We start from the raw sequence: 17,508 nt of genomic DNA on the forward strand, positions 1-17,508 counted from the left end.
ATGTGAAGGATGGTTGTATATGTTTGAAAACGAAAGCTATATAAGAATGTTTACTGATATGATGTCGGAAGGGTTCATATTTATTGACAATAAAGGAATTATTCAAATTTATAATAATAAAGCAAAAGAGATATTCGGGATTGTTTACAATCAAGGAATTAGTCACAATTCAGGTAAGATTGAAAAAGGAGATATAGTGATAATAGTAGATAATTGTTTAGGGAAAGATGACGGCAACTTGACTCCTAAAGCATTGGAGATTATTGGTATTATAGATAAAAATATTGAAATAGGAGACGCTATTATTGCTATAGGTGTTTATAAAGATAAAAAAATATCCCCAATTTATAAGTACAAAAAAAATAAAGATATCAAATCTAATTTAATTTTATCTTCAAATTATTTAAACATATGTATAACAGCTAGTATTGATTTTAATAATAAAATCTTGCTAATACAAGTAGGTAAAGAGTCTTATCCAATTCAATATATTAATGCTATAGGGCATATGGTAGTTTTGGATGGGAATAATAAGAAAATGAAATTTTATCAATCACATGGATATACTGCTAGGAGAGAGGGAATATATGACTTGTTAAAAGGGAGGCCATATAGGGCAAAGGGAGAAAATGCTGAAGATTTTGATGTAATTGGAAAGGATATATTTGAAATTCACAAAGGTGGTACTACTATACAAGAATTTTATGGTGCTGCTACAGGAAAGGATATTAGTTACATTGATGAATTTAAAGAAATAAATGGAAGACCAACTATATGTACTCTAACTCCAGTTAATAAAGATGGCAGGAGAGTTGGTGCAGCATTGAGGGTAGAAGACATTTCCGAAATAAAGAAAGCAATACAGGAAAGAGATGAAGCATTATTAAACTTAGAACAGATGGAAAAAAGATTAAACCAAGAAGAAGACTCAAATAATTTATTTCCACAAATAATTGGAGATAGCAACGAAATACAAAATGTAAAAAAATTAGCTTTTAAAGCGTCAAAGACAAATTCTAATGTTTTAATTTTAGGTGAAAGTGGAACTGGTAAAAGTCTATTAGCTGAAGCTATTCACATGAATAGTAATAGAAGTAAAAAACCTTTTATTCACGTTAATTGTGGTTCAATTCCAAGTAATCTTCTTGAAAGTGAGTTGTTTGGATATGAAAAGGGAGCTTTTACTGGTGCTAAGGATGACGGAAAGTTAGGAATGTTTGAATTAGCTAATGGTGGAACAATTTTTTTGGATGAAATAGGAGAGATACCTTTACAATTGCAAGTTAAGCTTCTCCAAGTTCTTCAAGATAAATCATTTTATAAAATAGGAGGTAAAAAGAAAATTACTGTTGATGTAAGAATAATTGCAGCGACAAATAAAAATCTTGAGGAAGAAATGATAAATGGACGATTTAGAGAAGACTTATATTATAGAATAAATGTTTTTCCAATTTGGATACCGCCACTTAGAGATAGAAAGCAAGATATATATTCTTTGGTTCAAACTATGCTGCCATCTATTTGTAAGAGGATTGGATGTAAAAACAAAAGAATATCTGGTGAAGCTTTAAATATATTAACTAAATATAATTGGCCTGGAAATATTAGGGAATTAGAAAATATTTTAGAAAGAGCAGTAAATATTGCAGATGGCAATACTATTCTGTCCAGATATTTAGCTATAAAGGAAAAAATATGTATGAACGATGATAATAATAGTGAAATCAAGCCATTGAGTGATATTGTAAAAGAAGCAGAAAAACTAGCTATAGAACAGGCTTTGCATAAATGCAAAGGCAATAAAAAATTAGCTATGAAGATATTAGGAATTAGTAAAACAACATTATACGAAAAGATAAAGAAATATAATATAAAAAGTAATAGCTCAGGATAATCCTGAGCTTTCACTGTGTTTCTAAGTTTTCACTTTCTTGGGTATTATTATTTGAGTTGTTATTACATTTTTCTATGTTTAAAGTAATAAATTTATCCCTTGTGGATAAGCCTAATAGATATAAAGCTGGACAAAATTTTGTAATACCTTCAGCAACTTTCATTGCACCAAATGCTATCATCAAATTAGACTTTTTTGTTATTCCAATTCCTAATAAAGTTAATCCTCCAGTTAGTCGAATATAGGAATCAACATCACCAATGTTTTTTTTCATACAATCACCACCTTTAATATTATTTTTATAACAATAATAGTTTGTCATTAAAGGTGTAATTGTATAACACATATTAAAAATTTAAACCATCTTTGTGAACTCCCACACTTAACGCTAATCCAATGCACGACATATTTAACAATAAGAAACTACCTCCATAACTAACAAATGGAAGAGGTATACCAGTAACAGGCATTAAACCCATTGTCATACCAATGTTTTCCCATATGTGGAATATCATCATTGCACAAATACCAATAACTATTAAAGAACCAAACGTATTTTTAGCTTCTCTAGCAATTTTTATCAACCTATAAATCATTATAAAATACAAAATAATTAATGCTAGTCCTCCTATCAATCCCAATTCTTCTCCTATTACAGCAAATATAAAATCTGTGTGATTTTCCGGTATATATCCAAACTGGGCTTGCACTCCATTAAATAAACCTCTTCCAAGCGCTTTTCCTGAACCAATGGCAATTTTAGATTGTGTAACTTGATAACCAGATCCTAAAGGATCTCTGCTTGGATTTAAAAAGTCTAGTATTCTTCTTTTTTGAAAAGGCTCTAATTTCATCCAAGCGATAGGAGCAGCTATTAGTGCCATGGAAGCAGCATATATATAGTATTTAATATTTAGCCCTGCAGCAAATAGCATAACAATGAGAAAAAACATAAATACAAAAGCAGTCCCAAAATCAGGCTGTTTCATTATCAAGGCAATCGGTAAACCTGCAAACAATAATATTTTTAGCAAAGTAGGAAATTTATTTATATTTTCTTTGTTATTTTCAATTAATTTAGCTACGCAGATAATAATTCCTATTTTTATTGGTTCTGACGGCTGAAATGTACCTAATCCTGGTATGTATAACCAACTTCGTGCTCCTTTTTCAATTTCTCCTGTACCAAATATTAATACTGCTATAAGTAAAATATTACAAAAAACATAAATAGGTATATAAAATTTTCCAAATATATCGTAATCAATAAAAGTAAAGAATGCTATTGCAATAAAGCCTAAAAATAATGCAATTGATTGAACCTTAATGTATCTAAGAGAGCTATCCCGTGTAGCACTATATATCATAATAAGACCATAAATATTTAATAAAATAACAGTAAAAAACAAAGTAAAATCAAATCTCTTCAAAAACTTTTTTTTGTTGTTTGACATTTCGATCCTCTTTCTAAATAGTATATATTAAATTATACCATATATCCTTAATAAGAGGGAATTGGAAATTTTGATCTTAAATTGATTATACGATAACGCAGATACAGAAATCCAAAATAAACTAGTTTAGCGTTGACAATAAATTTTTGATAAACTATAATATAGTTAAAATATGAAAAGTAAATATATTTTATCTATTGGCAAGGGAAAGAGGTGAAAATCCTCTACAGCCCCCGCTACTGTAAGTAGGGATGAAATCTTTATCGTCCACTGGGAAACTGGGAAGGAAAAGAGAGTAAGGTGATCTACAAGTCAGGAGACCTGCCATAGATATTTATTAGCTAATGCTTCGGAGGGAAGTATATAGTTCTTACATTTTATAATTGATAAATTATAGAGAATTGAGAACGCATGGATTTCCTCCATGTGTTTTTTTATTTCAATTGTTTACAAATATTGGAGGAGATTAATTTGACTAAGAACATTATGTTACAGGGAACTGGTTCTTCAGTAGGAAAAAGCATATTAACTTCAGCATTGCTAAGAATTTTCAAACAAGAAGGGTATAAGGTTGCACCTTTTAAATCTCAGAATATGGCATTAAATTCTTTTGTTACTGAAGACGGTAAAGAAATGGGTAGAGCTCAGGCGGTACAGGCTGAAGCAGCAGGTATTAAGCCAACAGTTGAGATGAATCCTATACTTCTTAAGCCAACGAGTGATATAGGAAGCCAAGTAATTATAGAAGGAAGAGTATATGGAAATGTTTCAGCTAAGAAATATTTCAAGGAGAAAACTAACTTAAAAGAAATAGTATTGAAATCTTATAATAAATTAGCTTCTAGATATGAAATAATTGTAATCGAAGGTGCTGGAAGCTGTGCTGAAATAAACTTAAAAGAAAATGATATTGTAAATATGGGTATGGCTGAAATGGTAGATTCACCTGTAATATTAGTTGCTGACATAGATAGAGGGGGAGTTTTTGCTTCGATATATGGTACGATTATGCTCCTAGAACCTCATGAAAGGGATAGAATTAAAGGATTTATTATTAACAAATTTAGAGGAGATAAAAAAATATTAGAACCTGGAATAAAAATGTTGGAAAAGATGATAAACAAGCCTTGCTTAGGTGTTGTACCATATATGGATATAAAAATTGACGATGAAGATAGTGTTACTGATAGGTTTAAGGAAAGTGGAAAAGGTCAGATTAACATAGGGATTATAAAACTTCCATACATTTCAAATTTCAGTGATTTTACTCCTCTAGAATTAGAAGAAGATGTTTCGGTTACATATATCAAAGAAAAAAAACAATTAAAGAATATGGATATGATAATTATTCCTGGGAGTAAAAACACTTTAATGGACATTAAGTATATTTATGATATGGGAATAGACAAGGAAATATATAAAGCATATAGAGCAGGGAAAATCATAATTGGGATTTGTGGAGGATATCAAATCCTTGGCAAAGAGTTAAGTGATCCTGATAATGTAGAATCTAATATAAAGCGAATAAATGGTTTAGGTCTTTTAGATGTATCAACAACTATGAGAAAAAATAAGATTACCGTACAGACAGAAGGAACAGTAATCACTGATAGAGGTATTTTTGAGGATATTAAAAATACTATTGTCAGTGGATATGAAATTCACATGGGAGAGACTAAATTGTTCAATAATAGCATTAGTGCTATTAAATCAAAAAATGGCCGAAATGTTGGTGTCATTAATAAAGATGGCAAAGTTTTTGGTACATATCTTCATGGGATATTTGAAAATGACGAGTTAAGAAGAAGTGTTATTAATTATCTCCGCAAGGAAAAAGGATTAACAGAAACGGAAAATGACTTTAGCTACGAAAAAGTAAAAGAACTAGAATATGACAAATTAGCTTCTGTAGTCAAAGAAAATATTAACTTAAATGCTATTAAGAAAATATTGGAGTTGTAAAATGAGACTAATTTTATTAATAGCTGTTTTACTAGATTTTATATTAGGCGACCCTAACTCATGGCCTCATCCTATAATATTTATTGGGAAATTAATAAAAAGTGTAGAAAATTTTTTAAGGAAACAGCAATTAATATCTCTGAAGATATCAGGATTTATATTAGTTGGAATTACTGTATTAATTGTAAATATAATAATTTCTTTTATTATAGCTGTAACAGGTATAATTCATCCTTATATTAAAATTGTAGTTACTATATATTTTATTTATACCGCTTTAGCAGCGAGGTGCTTAGGAAACGAAAGTATAAAAGTATACAAAGTTCTTAAACAAGGAGATATAGAACAAAGTAGGAAATTGCTTTCATATTTAGTAGGAAGGGATACAGAGCAATTAACTGAAAAAGAAATTATACGTGGTACAGTAGAGACTGTTGCAGAAAATACAATAGATGGGGTATTGGCACCATTATTTTATTTGCTTTTAGGATTTTTAGCAGGCATACCTGTTCAAGCGATATATACATATAAAACAATTAATACATTAGATTCGATGGTTGGATACACTAATAGTAAATATAAAGAAATAGGATTTGCTTCTGCAAAGCTAGATGATATTGTTAATTATATTCCTGCGCGAATGGGTTCAATATTAATGCTTATTTCCGGGGTAATATTAGGGTATGTTGGTAAACAAGGATTTAAGATACTTAAAAGAGATAGAAGAAACCACAAAAGTCCTAATAGTGGATATTCAGAAGCTGTTGTAGCTGGATTACTAAAAGTACAGCTTGGAGGGACAAATACCTATTTTGGAGAGATAGTTTATAAGCCTACTATAGGGGATAGAATAAATAGCTTAAAGGCTAAAAATATTATTGATGCTATAAAAATTATGTATGGTTCAGAAATTTTAATGATTATCATATTGTCTTTAATATTGAATTGATGGACTTGGAGGTATTGGTATTGAACAAACATGGTGGATATTTCGGAGAGAGAAAAGATGAAGTATTAGATTTTAGCATAAATATAAACCCCATAGGATTTCCTAATGATGTTTTTGAAGTAGTTACTAAAAATATCAAAAACATTATTAGATATCCAGAAATAAATGGTATATCAGCGAGAAAAATGTTAGCGTCACATTTATCATTGATACCTGAGCAAATAATAATGGGAAATGGTGCTAGTGAATTGATATATTTATTTGCTAGAAGTATAAAACCAGAAAAAGTACTAATAGTTCAGCCTACATTTAATGAATACGAAAGAGCGTTTAAACTGGAAGGATGTAAGGTAGAATATTTTATTACTGATAAAAATAATGATTTTAAATTGAATATAACAGAACTCATAAATACTATAAACATGATAAAGCCTAATGTAGTAGTTTTGTGTAATCCTAACAATCCAACGGGGGTATATACTGATATTAAAAAAATAAACATATTGCTGGATAAAATGAAGGATTTAAATGGATACCTTTTTGTTGATGAATCATTTATTGACTTTACAATAAAGAAATCATCGGTTTCCTTTGTTGATGAATACCCAATATTTATATTAAGGTCTATGACTAAGATCTATGGTATTCCAGGTATAAGATTAGGATATGGAATAGGGAATATAGATATTATCAACAAGTTAAATGAGTACAAAGAGCCTTGGACATTGAATAGTATAGCACTGGAATTAGTAAAAACACTTTTAGAAAATAAAGACTTTGTGAATATTTCCAATATTCTTGTTAGAGAAGAAAAAAGTTATTTAACTAAAGAATTAAAAAAAATCCCTTCATTGGATGTAGTCTGTGGTGAAGGAAATTTTGTGCTTTGTAGATTAAAAACGGGAGATGCAAAGATGTTGAAGACAAAGCTTCTAGAGAAAAATATCTACATTAGAACTTGTGAAGATTTTATTGGTTTAGATGATACATACTTTAGAGTAGCAATCAAGCTTCATGAGGAAAATGAAAAGCTTGTAAATGCTTTAAAAATGATTATACTTGATTGAGGAAATTGCAAAATTTCTTGAATTATTTTATTATGCAATTTTCTCGATTAATAAGTCTAATGAATTATTTTGCATGAAACTTATATAGGGGAACAAGCAAAATATTTCACGGACTTATATCAACTTAAAAATCTACACCCCTATATATACTAAAAAAAGAGGAGGATAAAAATGAAAAGATTTAGGTTAATTTCTGTTTTATTAGTATTGTTAATATTAATTTCATCATCAGCATTTGGTACAGGAATGAGTATTAATTTGGATGGTAGCAAGCTTAGTTTTTCTACAGAAGTAGTTAATGCAAGAACTTATGTAAAAGTTGACGAATTAGAAAAGGTAGGATTAAATTCAACTACTAGTGGTAACATAGTTAGATTGGAAAATAACGATGTCAAATTTGAGTTTACTATTGATTCAAATAAAGTAAAAGTTAATGGATTGGAATTGACAATTGATGCTAAACCTTTTACCAGAAATACAGATGTTTATGTACCACTAAGATTTGTGCTAGAAACTATGAATTACAAAATATCTTGGGATAATTCGACTCAAAGTATTAATGCTGAAAAACAAGCAGATATTACTTATCCTATAGAAATAGAGACTAATGATAGGAAATATGTAGTAAAAGAAGAACCAAAAACTATAGTATCAATGGCACCTGGTGTTACAGAAAAGTTATTTGCATTAGGTGTAGGTGATAGAATAAAGGGAAGAACTCAATATTGTAATTATCCTGAAGAAGTTGAAAATATTCAAAATATAGGGTCACTTTATGAACCTAATTTAGAATTAATAGTAAGTATAAACCCAGATATAGTTATTGGAGAAACTCACTTTAAACAGGAAGTTATTGATAAACTTGAAAGTGCAGGTATAACAGTAGTTGCTAAACCTTCAGCTAAGAACATGGAAGAAGTTTATGAATATATGATTCAATTAGGAGCAATAGTAAATAAAAACTATGAAGCAAGGGCTTTAGTGTCAAGCTTGAGGGGTAAGGTAGATAGAGTTAAATATGTACTTTCAGATATTCCTGAGAATAAAAAGCCTTCAGTTTATTATGTAGTAGGAACAGGGCAATATGGAGAATATACTGCTGGAAGAGATACATTTATTTCTGATTTAATTACAGTAGCAGGAGGAAAGAACGCTGCTGCTGATGTGGAAGGATGGTCATATAGTTTAGAAAAGCTTATAAATAATGATCCAGATATTATTTTAGGGTCTATTTATAACTTAGATACTATGGTAAATGGAGAAAGTTATCAAATTTTATCAGCAATTAAGAATAAGAAATATTATGAAGTAGACCAAGATGTTTTTGAGCGTGCAAGTCCAAGATCTATAAATGTTGGATTAAAGAAGCTTGTTGAAATATTTTACAATGAAAAGGTAAAGGAACTAGGCTTTTAGACAGGAGATAAGATATGTCTTATATAAAAAATAAAAAAATTTATGGGATTTCGATAATTGTTTTGATTGTCGCTTTAGCTTCATTTATCGTTATATCTACGACATTAGGTACAGTGAGAATTCCAGCAAAAGATGTTATGAAAATAATTGCAAGTAAAATTCCATTTGTGAGCAATAATGTAGATATAATAAATACTGAGGATACAAATGTATTTATCGTTACAAATATTAGACTTCCTAGAATATTATTATCAGTTTTGGTAGGTGGTATACTTTCTTTGGTAGGTGCTACCTACCAAGCAATATTTAGAAATCCAATGGCTGATCCATATGTTATGGGTGCGTCTTCTGGAGCAGCTTTTGGCGCTACTATAGCTACAATAATAGGATTTGGAAAGGGTATATTGGGATTTAGCATAATTTCAGTAATGGCATTTGTTGGAGCATTGGCAACTACTCTTTTAGTGTATAATTTGGCAAGGAGCAAGAATAAAGTATCTACTACTTCTATACTGCTTGCTGGCATTGTAATAAGTTCATTACTATCATCGGTTATTTCTCTTATGATGATTTTAGACCGTCAAAATATAGAAAAGATAGTTACTTGGACTATGGGCAGTTTTAATGCTGCTAGCTGGAATCAGATAATTATTTTATCAGTCCCTATGATAATTGGGATAATAATAGTTACTTCATTTTCAAAAGATTTAAATGCAATGGTTACAGGTGAAGAAAATGCTCATAATATTGGAGTCGATGTAGAAAAGGTAAAGAAAATATTGCTTATTATTACATCTCTATTAGCAGCTTGTGCAGTTTCAGTAAGCGGTATAATTGGTTTTGTAGGATTAATTATTCCTCATTTGTTTAGACTGATTTTTGGTGCAAATCATAGAGTATTATTACCTGTTTCAGTTATAGGTGGAGGATTATTTTTATTGATATGTGATACATTGGCAAGGACAATATTAAATGGACCTGAGATACCTGTAGGTATTATAACTTCAGTATTTGGTGGGCCATTTTTCTTATATCTTTTGAGAAAATCAAAGAAAAATAACATGATATAGGAGAGTAATAAATTATGGAAGCAGCTATAAAAGTTCAGAATTTAAGCTTTAATTATGGAGCAAATATAGTATTAAAGGATATAAATACAATAATAAAAAAAGGCAGCTTTGTAAGTATCCTTGGGCCTAATGGTTCAGGGAAAACAACTATTTTGAAAAATATTTGTAGTATACTTAAACCAAAAAAAGGTGTAATTTTAGTTAATGATAAAGATGTAAACATGATGAGACCAAAATCTATAGCTAAAGTTATGGCTGTAGTCCATCAAGGAAATGAATGTGATTTTGATTTTACTGTCCATGACATAGTTTTAATGGGGAGGTTTCCATATCAAAGAAGGTTTAAATCAGAAAACAAAGAGGATTTAGACATAGTAGAAAAATCTATGAGAGCTACACAAGTGTGGGATTTTAGGGAGAAAAGTATATTTGAAATCAGTGGAGGAGAAAGACAAAGGGTGATGATTGCTAGAGCGTTGGCACAGCAGCCACGTATATTGCTTCTTGATGAGCCTGTATCACAACTTGATATAAAACATCAAATAAATATTATGAATATATGCAGAAAATTAAATAGAGATAACGAGATGACTATAGTTACTACTTTACATGATATAAATCTTGCAGCAAGATATAGCGATACCATTATTCTCATGAAGAAAGGAAAGATAGAGGCAGTAGGAAGTCCACAAGAAGTGTTAACTGCATCAAATATAAAGAAGGTATATGGTGTTGATGTAAAAGTGCATAGTTTAGATTCAAGTTCTATACCTTATATAATACCAAATTATGATATTTAAGAAAATCATGTATTGAAAGAAGTGGTATAAATGATACTTATTACTGGTGGAGCTAGAAGTGGGAAAAGTAAACTAGCTGAAAAGATAGCTAGAGAAAAAGGGAAAAATATAGTATATATAGCAACAGCTATACCTTTTGATGATGGTATGAAGGACAGAATAAAAAAACATAGAAGATCACGCCCTAGTGAGTGGAAGACTATAGAAAAGTATAGAGATTTTGAGGAGATAAATGCAAATAAAGATTTCAATAACTGTGATACTGTGTTATTGGATTGTATGACATTAATGGTTTCAAATTTACTATTAGAAAGCGGCATAGATTTCGAGAAATGCAGTGTAAGTGAGATAGATAGAATTGAAAAAGATATTTTTAAGGAAGTAAATGTACTTCTTGAAGTTACTAAAGAAAAGAAATTTATAATTGTAACAAATGAAGTAGGGATGGGATTAGTTCCTTCGTATAAGTTAGGAAGTGTTTTTAGAGATATAGCAGGAAGAGTTAATCAGCATTTAGCAAGTGAAGCAGAAGAAGTATACCTAACTGTTTCAGGTATATCAATAAAAATAAAGTGAGGCAGATATGAAAAGATTATTATTAATGATAACTTTTTTTACTAGGATTCCTGTAAAATATCCATATGAATATAAAGAAGATGATTTGATAAAAGGCATTTACTATTTTCCTGTAATTGGTTTGATAATAGGGCTATTTTTATATTTAATATCAATGTTTAGTAAATATCTAGACAGGCCAATAGTATCTGTTTTTATTTGGGTAGGATATCTGTGGATAACAGGTGGTCTTCACATAGATGGATTGTCAGATACTGTAGATGGCATATTTAGTAATAGAGATAGACAAAAAACCCTTGAAATCATGAAAGATAGCAGAATAGGAACATTTGGAGTTTTAGCTATAATTATAATAATTATGTTAAATGTTATATTGGTTAATTATATTGATTTTAATATATTGATATTAGTTCCAATAGCAGGCAGATGCTGTGCTATTATTTCATGTTCCATGAGTGAGTATGCAAGAAAAGGTATGGGAATGGGAAAAGCTTTTGTAGAAAACAGTGATAGGAAAAAAAGAATAGTTGCAATAATTTTTATGATATTATCAGCAATTATTATACATGTACAATGGGTTTTTTCAATGGTTTTGTGTATTGTATTTACTATCTATATTACTAATTATATAAGAAAAAGAATTGGTGGAATGACTGGTGACACAATTGGATTTGTGATTGAAGTAACGCAGACATTTTTTATATTATCATCATATATTTTACAGGAGATAATTGTATGAAGTTTATCATGATTAGGCACCCAGAAACTAAGGGGAATAAAGAAAAAAAGTATATAGGCATAACAGAGTCTTACTATACATCTAAAGGAAAAATTCAAGAGAAAAAAATAGTATACTACGTAAAAAAATTTAATTTTGATATAATTTATAGCAGTCCGACAAGTAGAACACTATATTTAGCCAAGAATATTTCTAATAGATACAATAAAAAAGTGATAGTAGAAAATTCTATAGCCGAAATGAATTTTGGAATATTTGAGAACATGAACTATACTGACATTCAAAAGAAGTATCCTGATGAGTGGAATAATTGGGTTAAAGATGGAGTTAACTATAGAATTCCAAATGGTGAAAGTTTGATGGATGTTTATAAAAGAGTAACTAGCTTTATAGATAAGATTAAAGCAGATAAAGGGAGTTGCATTTTAGTAACTCACGGCGGTATAATTCAAACAATTATACCTTATTTGTTGGGACTTAACATAGAGGATAGATGGCATTTTAAAATATCACCTGCAGCTGTAGCTGTAGTTGATTTTAAAAATGATTATGGTGTGCTTAAAGAGCTATTTAATTGTTAGACTATAAATGAATTGGAGGTTTATTATGGAAAAGGGATATATACATATTTATACAGGAAATGGTAAAGGGAAGACTACTGCTGCACTAGGACTATCTTTAAGAGCAGTATGTGCAGGAAAAAAAGTTTATTTTGGACAATTTGTTAAGGGAATGAAATACAGCGAGCTTGATGCAGTAAATATTTTGCCTAATTTTGAAGTGCATCAATTTGGTAGGAATTGTTTCATATACAATGATCCTACTGAAGAGGATATCAAAGTAGCTAGAGAAGGATTGAAAGTTGTTGAAAAAGTTTTAACTGAAGGCAAATATGATATTGTAGTACTTGATGAGTTAAACATAGCTCTTTATTATAGACTTTTTGATGTAAAAGATGTATTAGATATATTAGCAAAGAGAGACCCAAAGATTGAAGTTATTATTACTGGTAGATATGCTCCAGATGAATTAATTGAAATAGCAGATCTAGTTACTGAAATGAAGGAGATTAAGCATTATTATAAACAAGGAGTCATGGCAAGAAAGGGCATAGAGAACTAAAGCATGCTTATTTATGGTTATAATGCCATAAACTATTTAAGTCTATATTCTCTATTGCCTTTAAGCTTTTATCTTCAAAATCAGGATATTTTTTCTTAATAAATGATACTAAATCTTTTATTTCTTCTCGCTTTGTCTCCTTATCTAGGGGACATTTTTTCCCTTTAGCTAAAGGAAGATTTTCTAAACTAACTACTTTTTCTATAGTATTTTCTTCAACGTAAATAAGGGGTCTTATTAAATAAAGCTTTTTTTCATCGTTATAGGTATTGGGTTTAAAAGTACCAAGCTGTCCAGTAAAGATAATATTCATAAGTAGCGTTTCTACTACATCAGATTTGTGATGTCCAAATGCTATTTTATTGAAATTATTTTCCTTAGCTATATCAGATATAGCACCTCTCTTAAATTTAGAGCATAGGTAGCAAGGAGATTTTTTATCATCAAGTGCTTTTTTAATAATGTCAGTTTCTTTCTTAATAAATTGGACACTGTTTTTTTGACAAAATTCCTCAATAGGGGACATATCCACTCCTACATCTATGTCAATATGGCACCCTGCAATATGAAAATCTAAATATGAATTTTCTCTTAGAAGCATTAAGCCATATAAAAGGAAAATACTATCCTTTCCTCCAGACAAACCAACTAATATCCTATCACCATTATTAATAAGATTATAATTTTCTACTGCATTTCTTATATCATTTAAGAACAATTTATTATACCACTTTCTCATTATATACCTCCACGAATTTATGTATTGATTATAAATAAGTATAACATAATTTGTAGAATTAGGGTCGAAATATTGAATGAGGAAATTGTATAATAAAATAATTTTGACCTCATAAATTAAAACATGAAAGGAGAACACAGACATGAGTAATATCGATTCTGATAGAATTATTAAAACCAAAATAGAGCAAGTTGTATTAAAAGAAGATTATAATGAAGGAATTTTTAGAATAAAATGTACTATTTGATATAGTATAAAATTATGTTCATATATGCTTCGAATATCACTTAAATAAGTTAAAGACTCCTTTTGCTAGTAGTAAAAGGAGTCTTTTTAATTTGTGCATTAAAGAACTATAACTCTAGGGAACAAGGTTTGGTACATCCTAAAGTAGTTTCTACTGTTACATTTGCTTCAATAGGAAAGATACCTGAACTTAAGAATATTTGTTTATCTGGGGAAGTAGGAGTAACTGATTCTACAGTGTTTTGAATAGAGACTTGATGGAATACTGAAATAGACACTACAGTAAATCCAATGCTTTTTCTTATAAATCCACCTGATGGGATAGAGATATTGTCACAAGTTATATTAATTCTTAATGGACCAACTAGATCTGTATTTACAGGAACTGTTTCATCACTATTTGCGAAAGTTGCTACACATCCATCTATGCTGGTAAATTTGAGAGTCACACCTCCTGGAATAAATATATTGCTAACTATATCTACAACAGCACTAGGAGATTGACCAATAGATGATAGGGTAACTTGGAATTCTCCGGCTGCTGGTTCAGTTAATTGGCAACAGTTTGTTGTATTAATCTGTACTGCGTTTAATGTAGTTGAACAGGTGGCAGTGGCTGAGGTTTCATTAGCAGAAACTTGGGCTGTATTAGAGATAACATATGAACCAGGTACTTTTATAGATGTTATTGGAATACGATAACTGATATTCTTAACTTGACTTGGGTCAATATCTCCTAAGCTTCCACTAATAATTACTTCACCAGATAAAAGAGTATCAATTTTTAAATCAGATGGCTCTATGGTAATCTTTCCTAATGATATTACAGAAGGAACAATAATAGTATCTTTAAATTGTACGTTACTCAATGATGCATTACCAATATTACTTACGGCTAAAGAATAATTTAAAATAGCTTCGTTATTTTCAATAGTATAACTGCAATCTTTAGAAATATTTAAAGTACCTTGTGGATTACATTCTGGTACTAAAAAACCACCATTACAATCAAAAATTAGCAAATTGGTAGAAGCTGTAACATTGATAGGATGAGTAGAAACAGGGAAATTTCCACTTAACTCTAGTCGATATTCTACACAAATGCCTTTATCAAATCGACTGTTTGTATCAATTTTTAACCATTGAAATCCTTCAGGAGGTACTCCAAAATTAGGATCATCTAAAACTAATTCAAAATCAACACTATTAAACTCTCCACATCCATCTATTTTTTCACTTACAATAATATTTTCTCTAGGAATTGATAAGCAAATAGGAATTAAAATATTGTTAATAGAACGGGTATCCTGGGAACAATCAGTTAAAAATTTATAGCTCCAATAGGATTTACCACTTTCAGGGTCAAAGCAAGGGTTATTAACTATTTTACCATTAGGAATGCTTTGACACTTTGGTTGCATTACGGAAATACCATTAAAAGAGCTACAACAATTTAAATTTTCATAAGGAATACAATCACAAGATTGAATAATGTCAGCCATTGACATAACACCTCCTAGTCTTTTCTACAATACTATATGAAGTAGCTTTTTTTATGTTACAAATTAAGTATAAAATATAGACTAGGTATCTTTCTTTTTGATAAGTGAGAAAATTGCATATTAAAATATTTTACTAAATTTTAAAAGCTTAAACTTTGCTACGAGTAGATAACTCAAGCACAAGATATGTTTTACAAAATAGAATACCTAAAAATAAAGGAAATTAGCAAAATATATGGAATTAATAATTATCCATTAACTAGCGGAAGGGGATCATAATATGAAAAAGAGAAAAATATTTAAAGTTATTGGGGTAGTTTTAGGAATTGTTATAGTAGCTGGTATAATTGGTACTTGCTATTTTACTGGACAGTCTGTTTTTAATGGCTCTATGCAAATGGTGGACAATGAAAGTACAAGTATTGAAAAAGTAAAAGAGTATTTTGAGAAGGTAGGTTTTGATTTGGAAGGATTTAAATCAAAATATAAAATTGAGACTATACAATTAAAATCTTCACTTGATGGACACACAATTCCAGTTGATTATATTATTTCAGAAGGAAATAAGAATGTAGATACTATAGTAATGGTTCACGGCTTAGGAGGGAATCGATTGGCAAATTATCCTATTGCCAAAGTGTTTTTAGAGAATGGATATAATGTTATTTCATATGACCAGCGAAGCTCAGGAGAGAATACTGCACAGTATACTACATATGGTTATTTAGAAAGTCATGATTTAGAGGATTGCATTACATATTTAAAGAACAATATTAGTGATAATAATAAAATAGGGGTTTGGGGTACTTCATTTGGAGGAGCAACTGTTGGGATTTACCTTGGTTCAGAACAAGCAAACCAGAATGTTGATTTTGCTATATTAGATTGTCCTATTAGTGATATGAGTTATATGCTCTCTTCTGAATTAAAAGAAATGGATATAGGTATACCAGTAGATTTTATGATGTTTATGGGGAATTTATTTACAAAAGTAAAATTAGGTTTTTCTTATGAGGATGCTAATGTTTGTAATCATATAAAAAAATCTACAGTACCTTTATTAGTTATAAATAGTAAAGCAGATGAATTGACGCCTTATTTTATGGGCGTAGATATTTATAATTCAGTATTACACAATAAGAAGAAATTGTTTACTGTTGAAGACAGTTCACATGCTGAAATATACGATGATTACCCAGATGAGTATGAAAGAATTATTTTTGAATTCATAGAAAAGTTTCAAACAATAAAATAGAGCTATGTTAATTTTGGAGTTTAAACAAATCCTATGTAGAAATTTCTACATAGGATTTATACTGTTCAAGAATAAAATCATAAAATACTCATCTGCATAGGTTCCATCACCATATTTCAATGCGTGTTTTTTTGTACCATAAATTTGAAAACCAAAACTTTTATACATTGAGATAGCACGATTATTTTGAGTAACTACTTCAAGTTCAAGCTGTTCAATTTCTTTATCTTTACACCATTTAATGCATTCATGCATCATCATTTTACCAATACCCTTATTCCAATATTCCTTACATATAGCAATGCCCATTGTGGCTCTATGACGATATCTTTTATTATTTGATATTATGCCAACTGAACAATTAGCTATGATCTTACCATCGATTTCTCCAATCAAGAATTGCATATGTTCATTGTTCATAGTATTCTTAATAAACTCTCTTTCTTGTTCAAGTGTGAAGTCAAATTCACCAGGCTCACGGGCTAAGAATCTTGTTTCATTATCAACAGTTTTCATTTGATTTATTAATCCTTCTTCATCACCTAACTTTGGATTTCTAATAATAAGCTTTTTACCATCTTTTAGTTCATATACACGTTTATAAAGCTCTTTAGTAACATTTTTATCTTGGTGGTTACACATAACATTTTCCTCCTATTTTTAATTATATAATCATTGATAATATGAGAAATATCACTAATATCACTTTCCATGTAA

The 17,508-nt window shown here is 29.7% G+C and carries 17 protein-coding genes and 1 riboswitch; of the genes, 12 read left to right on the top strand and 5 right to left on the bottom strand.

The window, feature by feature from the left end:
* The first annotated feature begins 19 nt into the window (after window positions 1–19).
* Entirely contained in the window at window positions 20–1,894 is a 1,875-nt protein-coding gene (locus ACZ41D_RS06290; protein WP_464153052.1) for a sigma-54 interaction domain-containing protein, read from the top strand.
* Between the two features lie 10 nt (window positions 1,895–1,904).
* Here ACZ41D_RS06290 and ACZ41D_RS06295 read toward each other — a convergent pair whose 3' ends face one another.
* Both ACZ41D_RS06295 and rodA read right to left on the bottom strand, forming a co-directional pair.
* Window positions 1,905–2,168 carry a YgaP family membrane protein gene (locus tag ACZ41D_RS06295; protein ID WP_464153053.1) on the bottom strand — a complete coding sequence of 88 codons (264 nt, stop codon included), beginning with the start codon at window positions 2,166–2,168 and terminating at the stop codon, window positions 1,905–1,907.
* Between the two features lie 73 nt (window positions 2,169–2,241).
* On the bottom strand, window positions 2,242–3,348 hold the full coding sequence (rodA, locus tag ACZ41D_RS06300; RefSeq protein WP_464153054.1) for a rod shape-determining protein RodA: 1,107 nt from the start codon (window positions 3,346–3,348) through the stop codon (window positions 2,242–2,244).
* Window positions 3,349–3,508: 160 nt separating this feature from the next.
* Window positions 3,509–3,691: riboswitch (cobalamin riboswitch) on the top strand.
* Between the two features lie 128 nt (window positions 3,692–3,819).
* Here rodA and ACZ41D_RS06305 point away from each other — a divergent pair.
* The 10 genes from ACZ41D_RS06305 to cobO all read left to right on the top strand — a co-directional run bounded on the left by ACZ41D_RS06305 (window position 3,820) and on the right by cobO (window position 13,049).
* Window positions 3,820–5,310, top strand: a complete 1,491-nt coding sequence (locus tag ACZ41D_RS06305) for a cobyric acid synthase (protein ID WP_464153055.1) — start codon at window positions 3,820–3,822, stop codon at window positions 5,308–5,310.
* Between the two features lies 1 nt (window position 5,311).
* Window positions 5,312–6,259, top strand: a complete 948-nt coding sequence (gene cbiB / locus ACZ41D_RS06310) for an adenosylcobinamide-phosphate synthase CbiB (RefSeq protein ID WP_464153056.1) — start codon at window positions 5,312–5,314, stop codon at window positions 6,257–6,259.
* Window positions 6,260–6,279: 20 nt separating this feature from the next.
* Window positions 6,280–7,326 (top strand): threonine-phosphate decarboxylase CobD, encoded by a 1,047-nt coding sequence (cobD, locus tag ACZ41D_RS06315; RefSeq protein WP_464153057.1) that lies wholly within the window; start codon window positions 6,280–6,282, stop codon window positions 7,324–7,326.
* Window positions 7,327–7,497: 171 nt separating this feature from the next.
* Complete coding sequence (locus ACZ41D_RS06320) at window positions 7,498–8,742, top strand: helical backbone metal receptor (protein WP_464153058.1); 1,245 nt, start codon at window positions 7,498–7,500, stop codon at window positions 8,740–8,742.
* A gap of 14 nt (window positions 8,743–8,756) precedes the next feature.
* Window positions 8,757–9,812, top strand: a complete 1,056-nt coding sequence (locus ACZ41D_RS06325; protein ID WP_464153059.1) for a FecCD family ABC transporter permease — start codon at window positions 8,757–8,759, stop codon at window positions 9,810–9,812.
* A 14-nt stretch (window positions 9,813–9,826) separates the two neighbouring features.
* The gene (locus ACZ41D_RS06330; RefSeq protein ID WP_464153060.1) at window positions 9,827–10,612 is read left to right on the top strand and encodes a heme ABC transporter ATP-binding protein; all 786 of its coding nucleotides are present in this window, start codon (window positions 9,827–9,829) and stop codon (window positions 10,610–10,612) included.
* A 30-nt stretch (window positions 10,613–10,642) separates the two neighbouring features.
* Entirely contained in the window at window positions 10,643–11,188 is a 546-nt protein-coding gene (gene cobU / locus ACZ41D_RS06335; RefSeq protein ID WP_464153061.1) for a bifunctional adenosylcobinamide kinase/adenosylcobinamide-phosphate guanylyltransferase, read from the top strand.
* Window positions 11,189–11,195: 7 nt separating this feature from the next.
* On the top strand, window positions 11,196–11,927 hold the full coding sequence (gene cobS / locus ACZ41D_RS06340; protein ID WP_464153062.1) for an adenosylcobinamide-GDP ribazoletransferase: 732 nt from the start codon (window positions 11,196–11,198) through the stop codon (window positions 11,925–11,927).
* Window positions 11,924–12,508, top strand: coding sequence for a histidine phosphatase family protein (locus ACZ41D_RS06345; protein ID WP_464153063.1), 585 nt, complete (start codon window positions 11,924–11,926; stop codon window positions 12,506–12,508). Before cobS ends, ACZ41D_RS06345 begins: the two co-directional genes overlap by 4 nt.
* A 25-nt stretch (window positions 12,509–12,533) precedes the next feature.
* Complete coding sequence (gene cobO / locus ACZ41D_RS06350) at window positions 12,534–13,049, top strand: cob(I)yrinic acid a,c-diamide adenosyltransferase (protein ID WP_464153064.1); 516 nt, start codon at window positions 12,534–12,536, stop codon at window positions 13,047–13,049.
* Window positions 13,050–13,056: 7 nt separating this feature from the next.
* Here the strand turns inward: cobO and ACZ41D_RS06355 are convergent, their stop codons facing one another.
* Both ACZ41D_RS06355 and ACZ41D_RS06360 read right to left on the bottom strand, forming a co-directional pair.
* Window positions 13,057–13,788: a tRNA 2-thiocytidine biosynthesis TtcA family protein gene (locus ACZ41D_RS06355; RefSeq protein WP_464153065.1), complete on the bottom strand. Its 732-nt coding sequence runs from the start codon at window positions 13,786–13,788 to the stop codon at window positions 13,057–13,059.
* Window positions 13,789–14,141: 353 nt separating this feature from the next.
* Window positions 14,142–15,536, bottom strand: coding sequence for a hypothetical protein (locus ACZ41D_RS06360; RefSeq protein WP_464153066.1), 1,395 nt, complete (start codon window positions 15,534–15,536; stop codon window positions 14,142–14,144).
* A gap of 280 nt (window positions 15,537–15,816) precedes the next feature.
* On the opposite strand from ACZ41D_RS06360, the gene ACZ41D_RS06365 reads away from it, so the two are divergent.
* On the top strand, window positions 15,817–16,791 hold the full coding sequence (locus tag ACZ41D_RS06365) for an alpha/beta hydrolase (protein WP_464153067.1): 975 nt from the start codon (window positions 15,817–15,819) through the stop codon (window positions 16,789–16,791).
* A 45-nt stretch (window positions 16,792–16,836) separates the two neighbouring features.
* On the opposite strand, the gene ACZ41D_RS06370 is transcribed toward ACZ41D_RS06365, so the two are convergent.
* Window positions 16,837–17,433 (bottom strand): N-acetyltransferase family protein, encoded by a 597-nt coding sequence (locus ACZ41D_RS06370; RefSeq protein ID WP_464153068.1) that lies wholly within the window; start codon window positions 17,431–17,433, stop codon window positions 16,837–16,839.
* Window positions 17,434–17,508 lie beyond the last annotated feature (75 nt).

Source organism: Brassicibacter thermophilus (assembly GCF_055378355.1).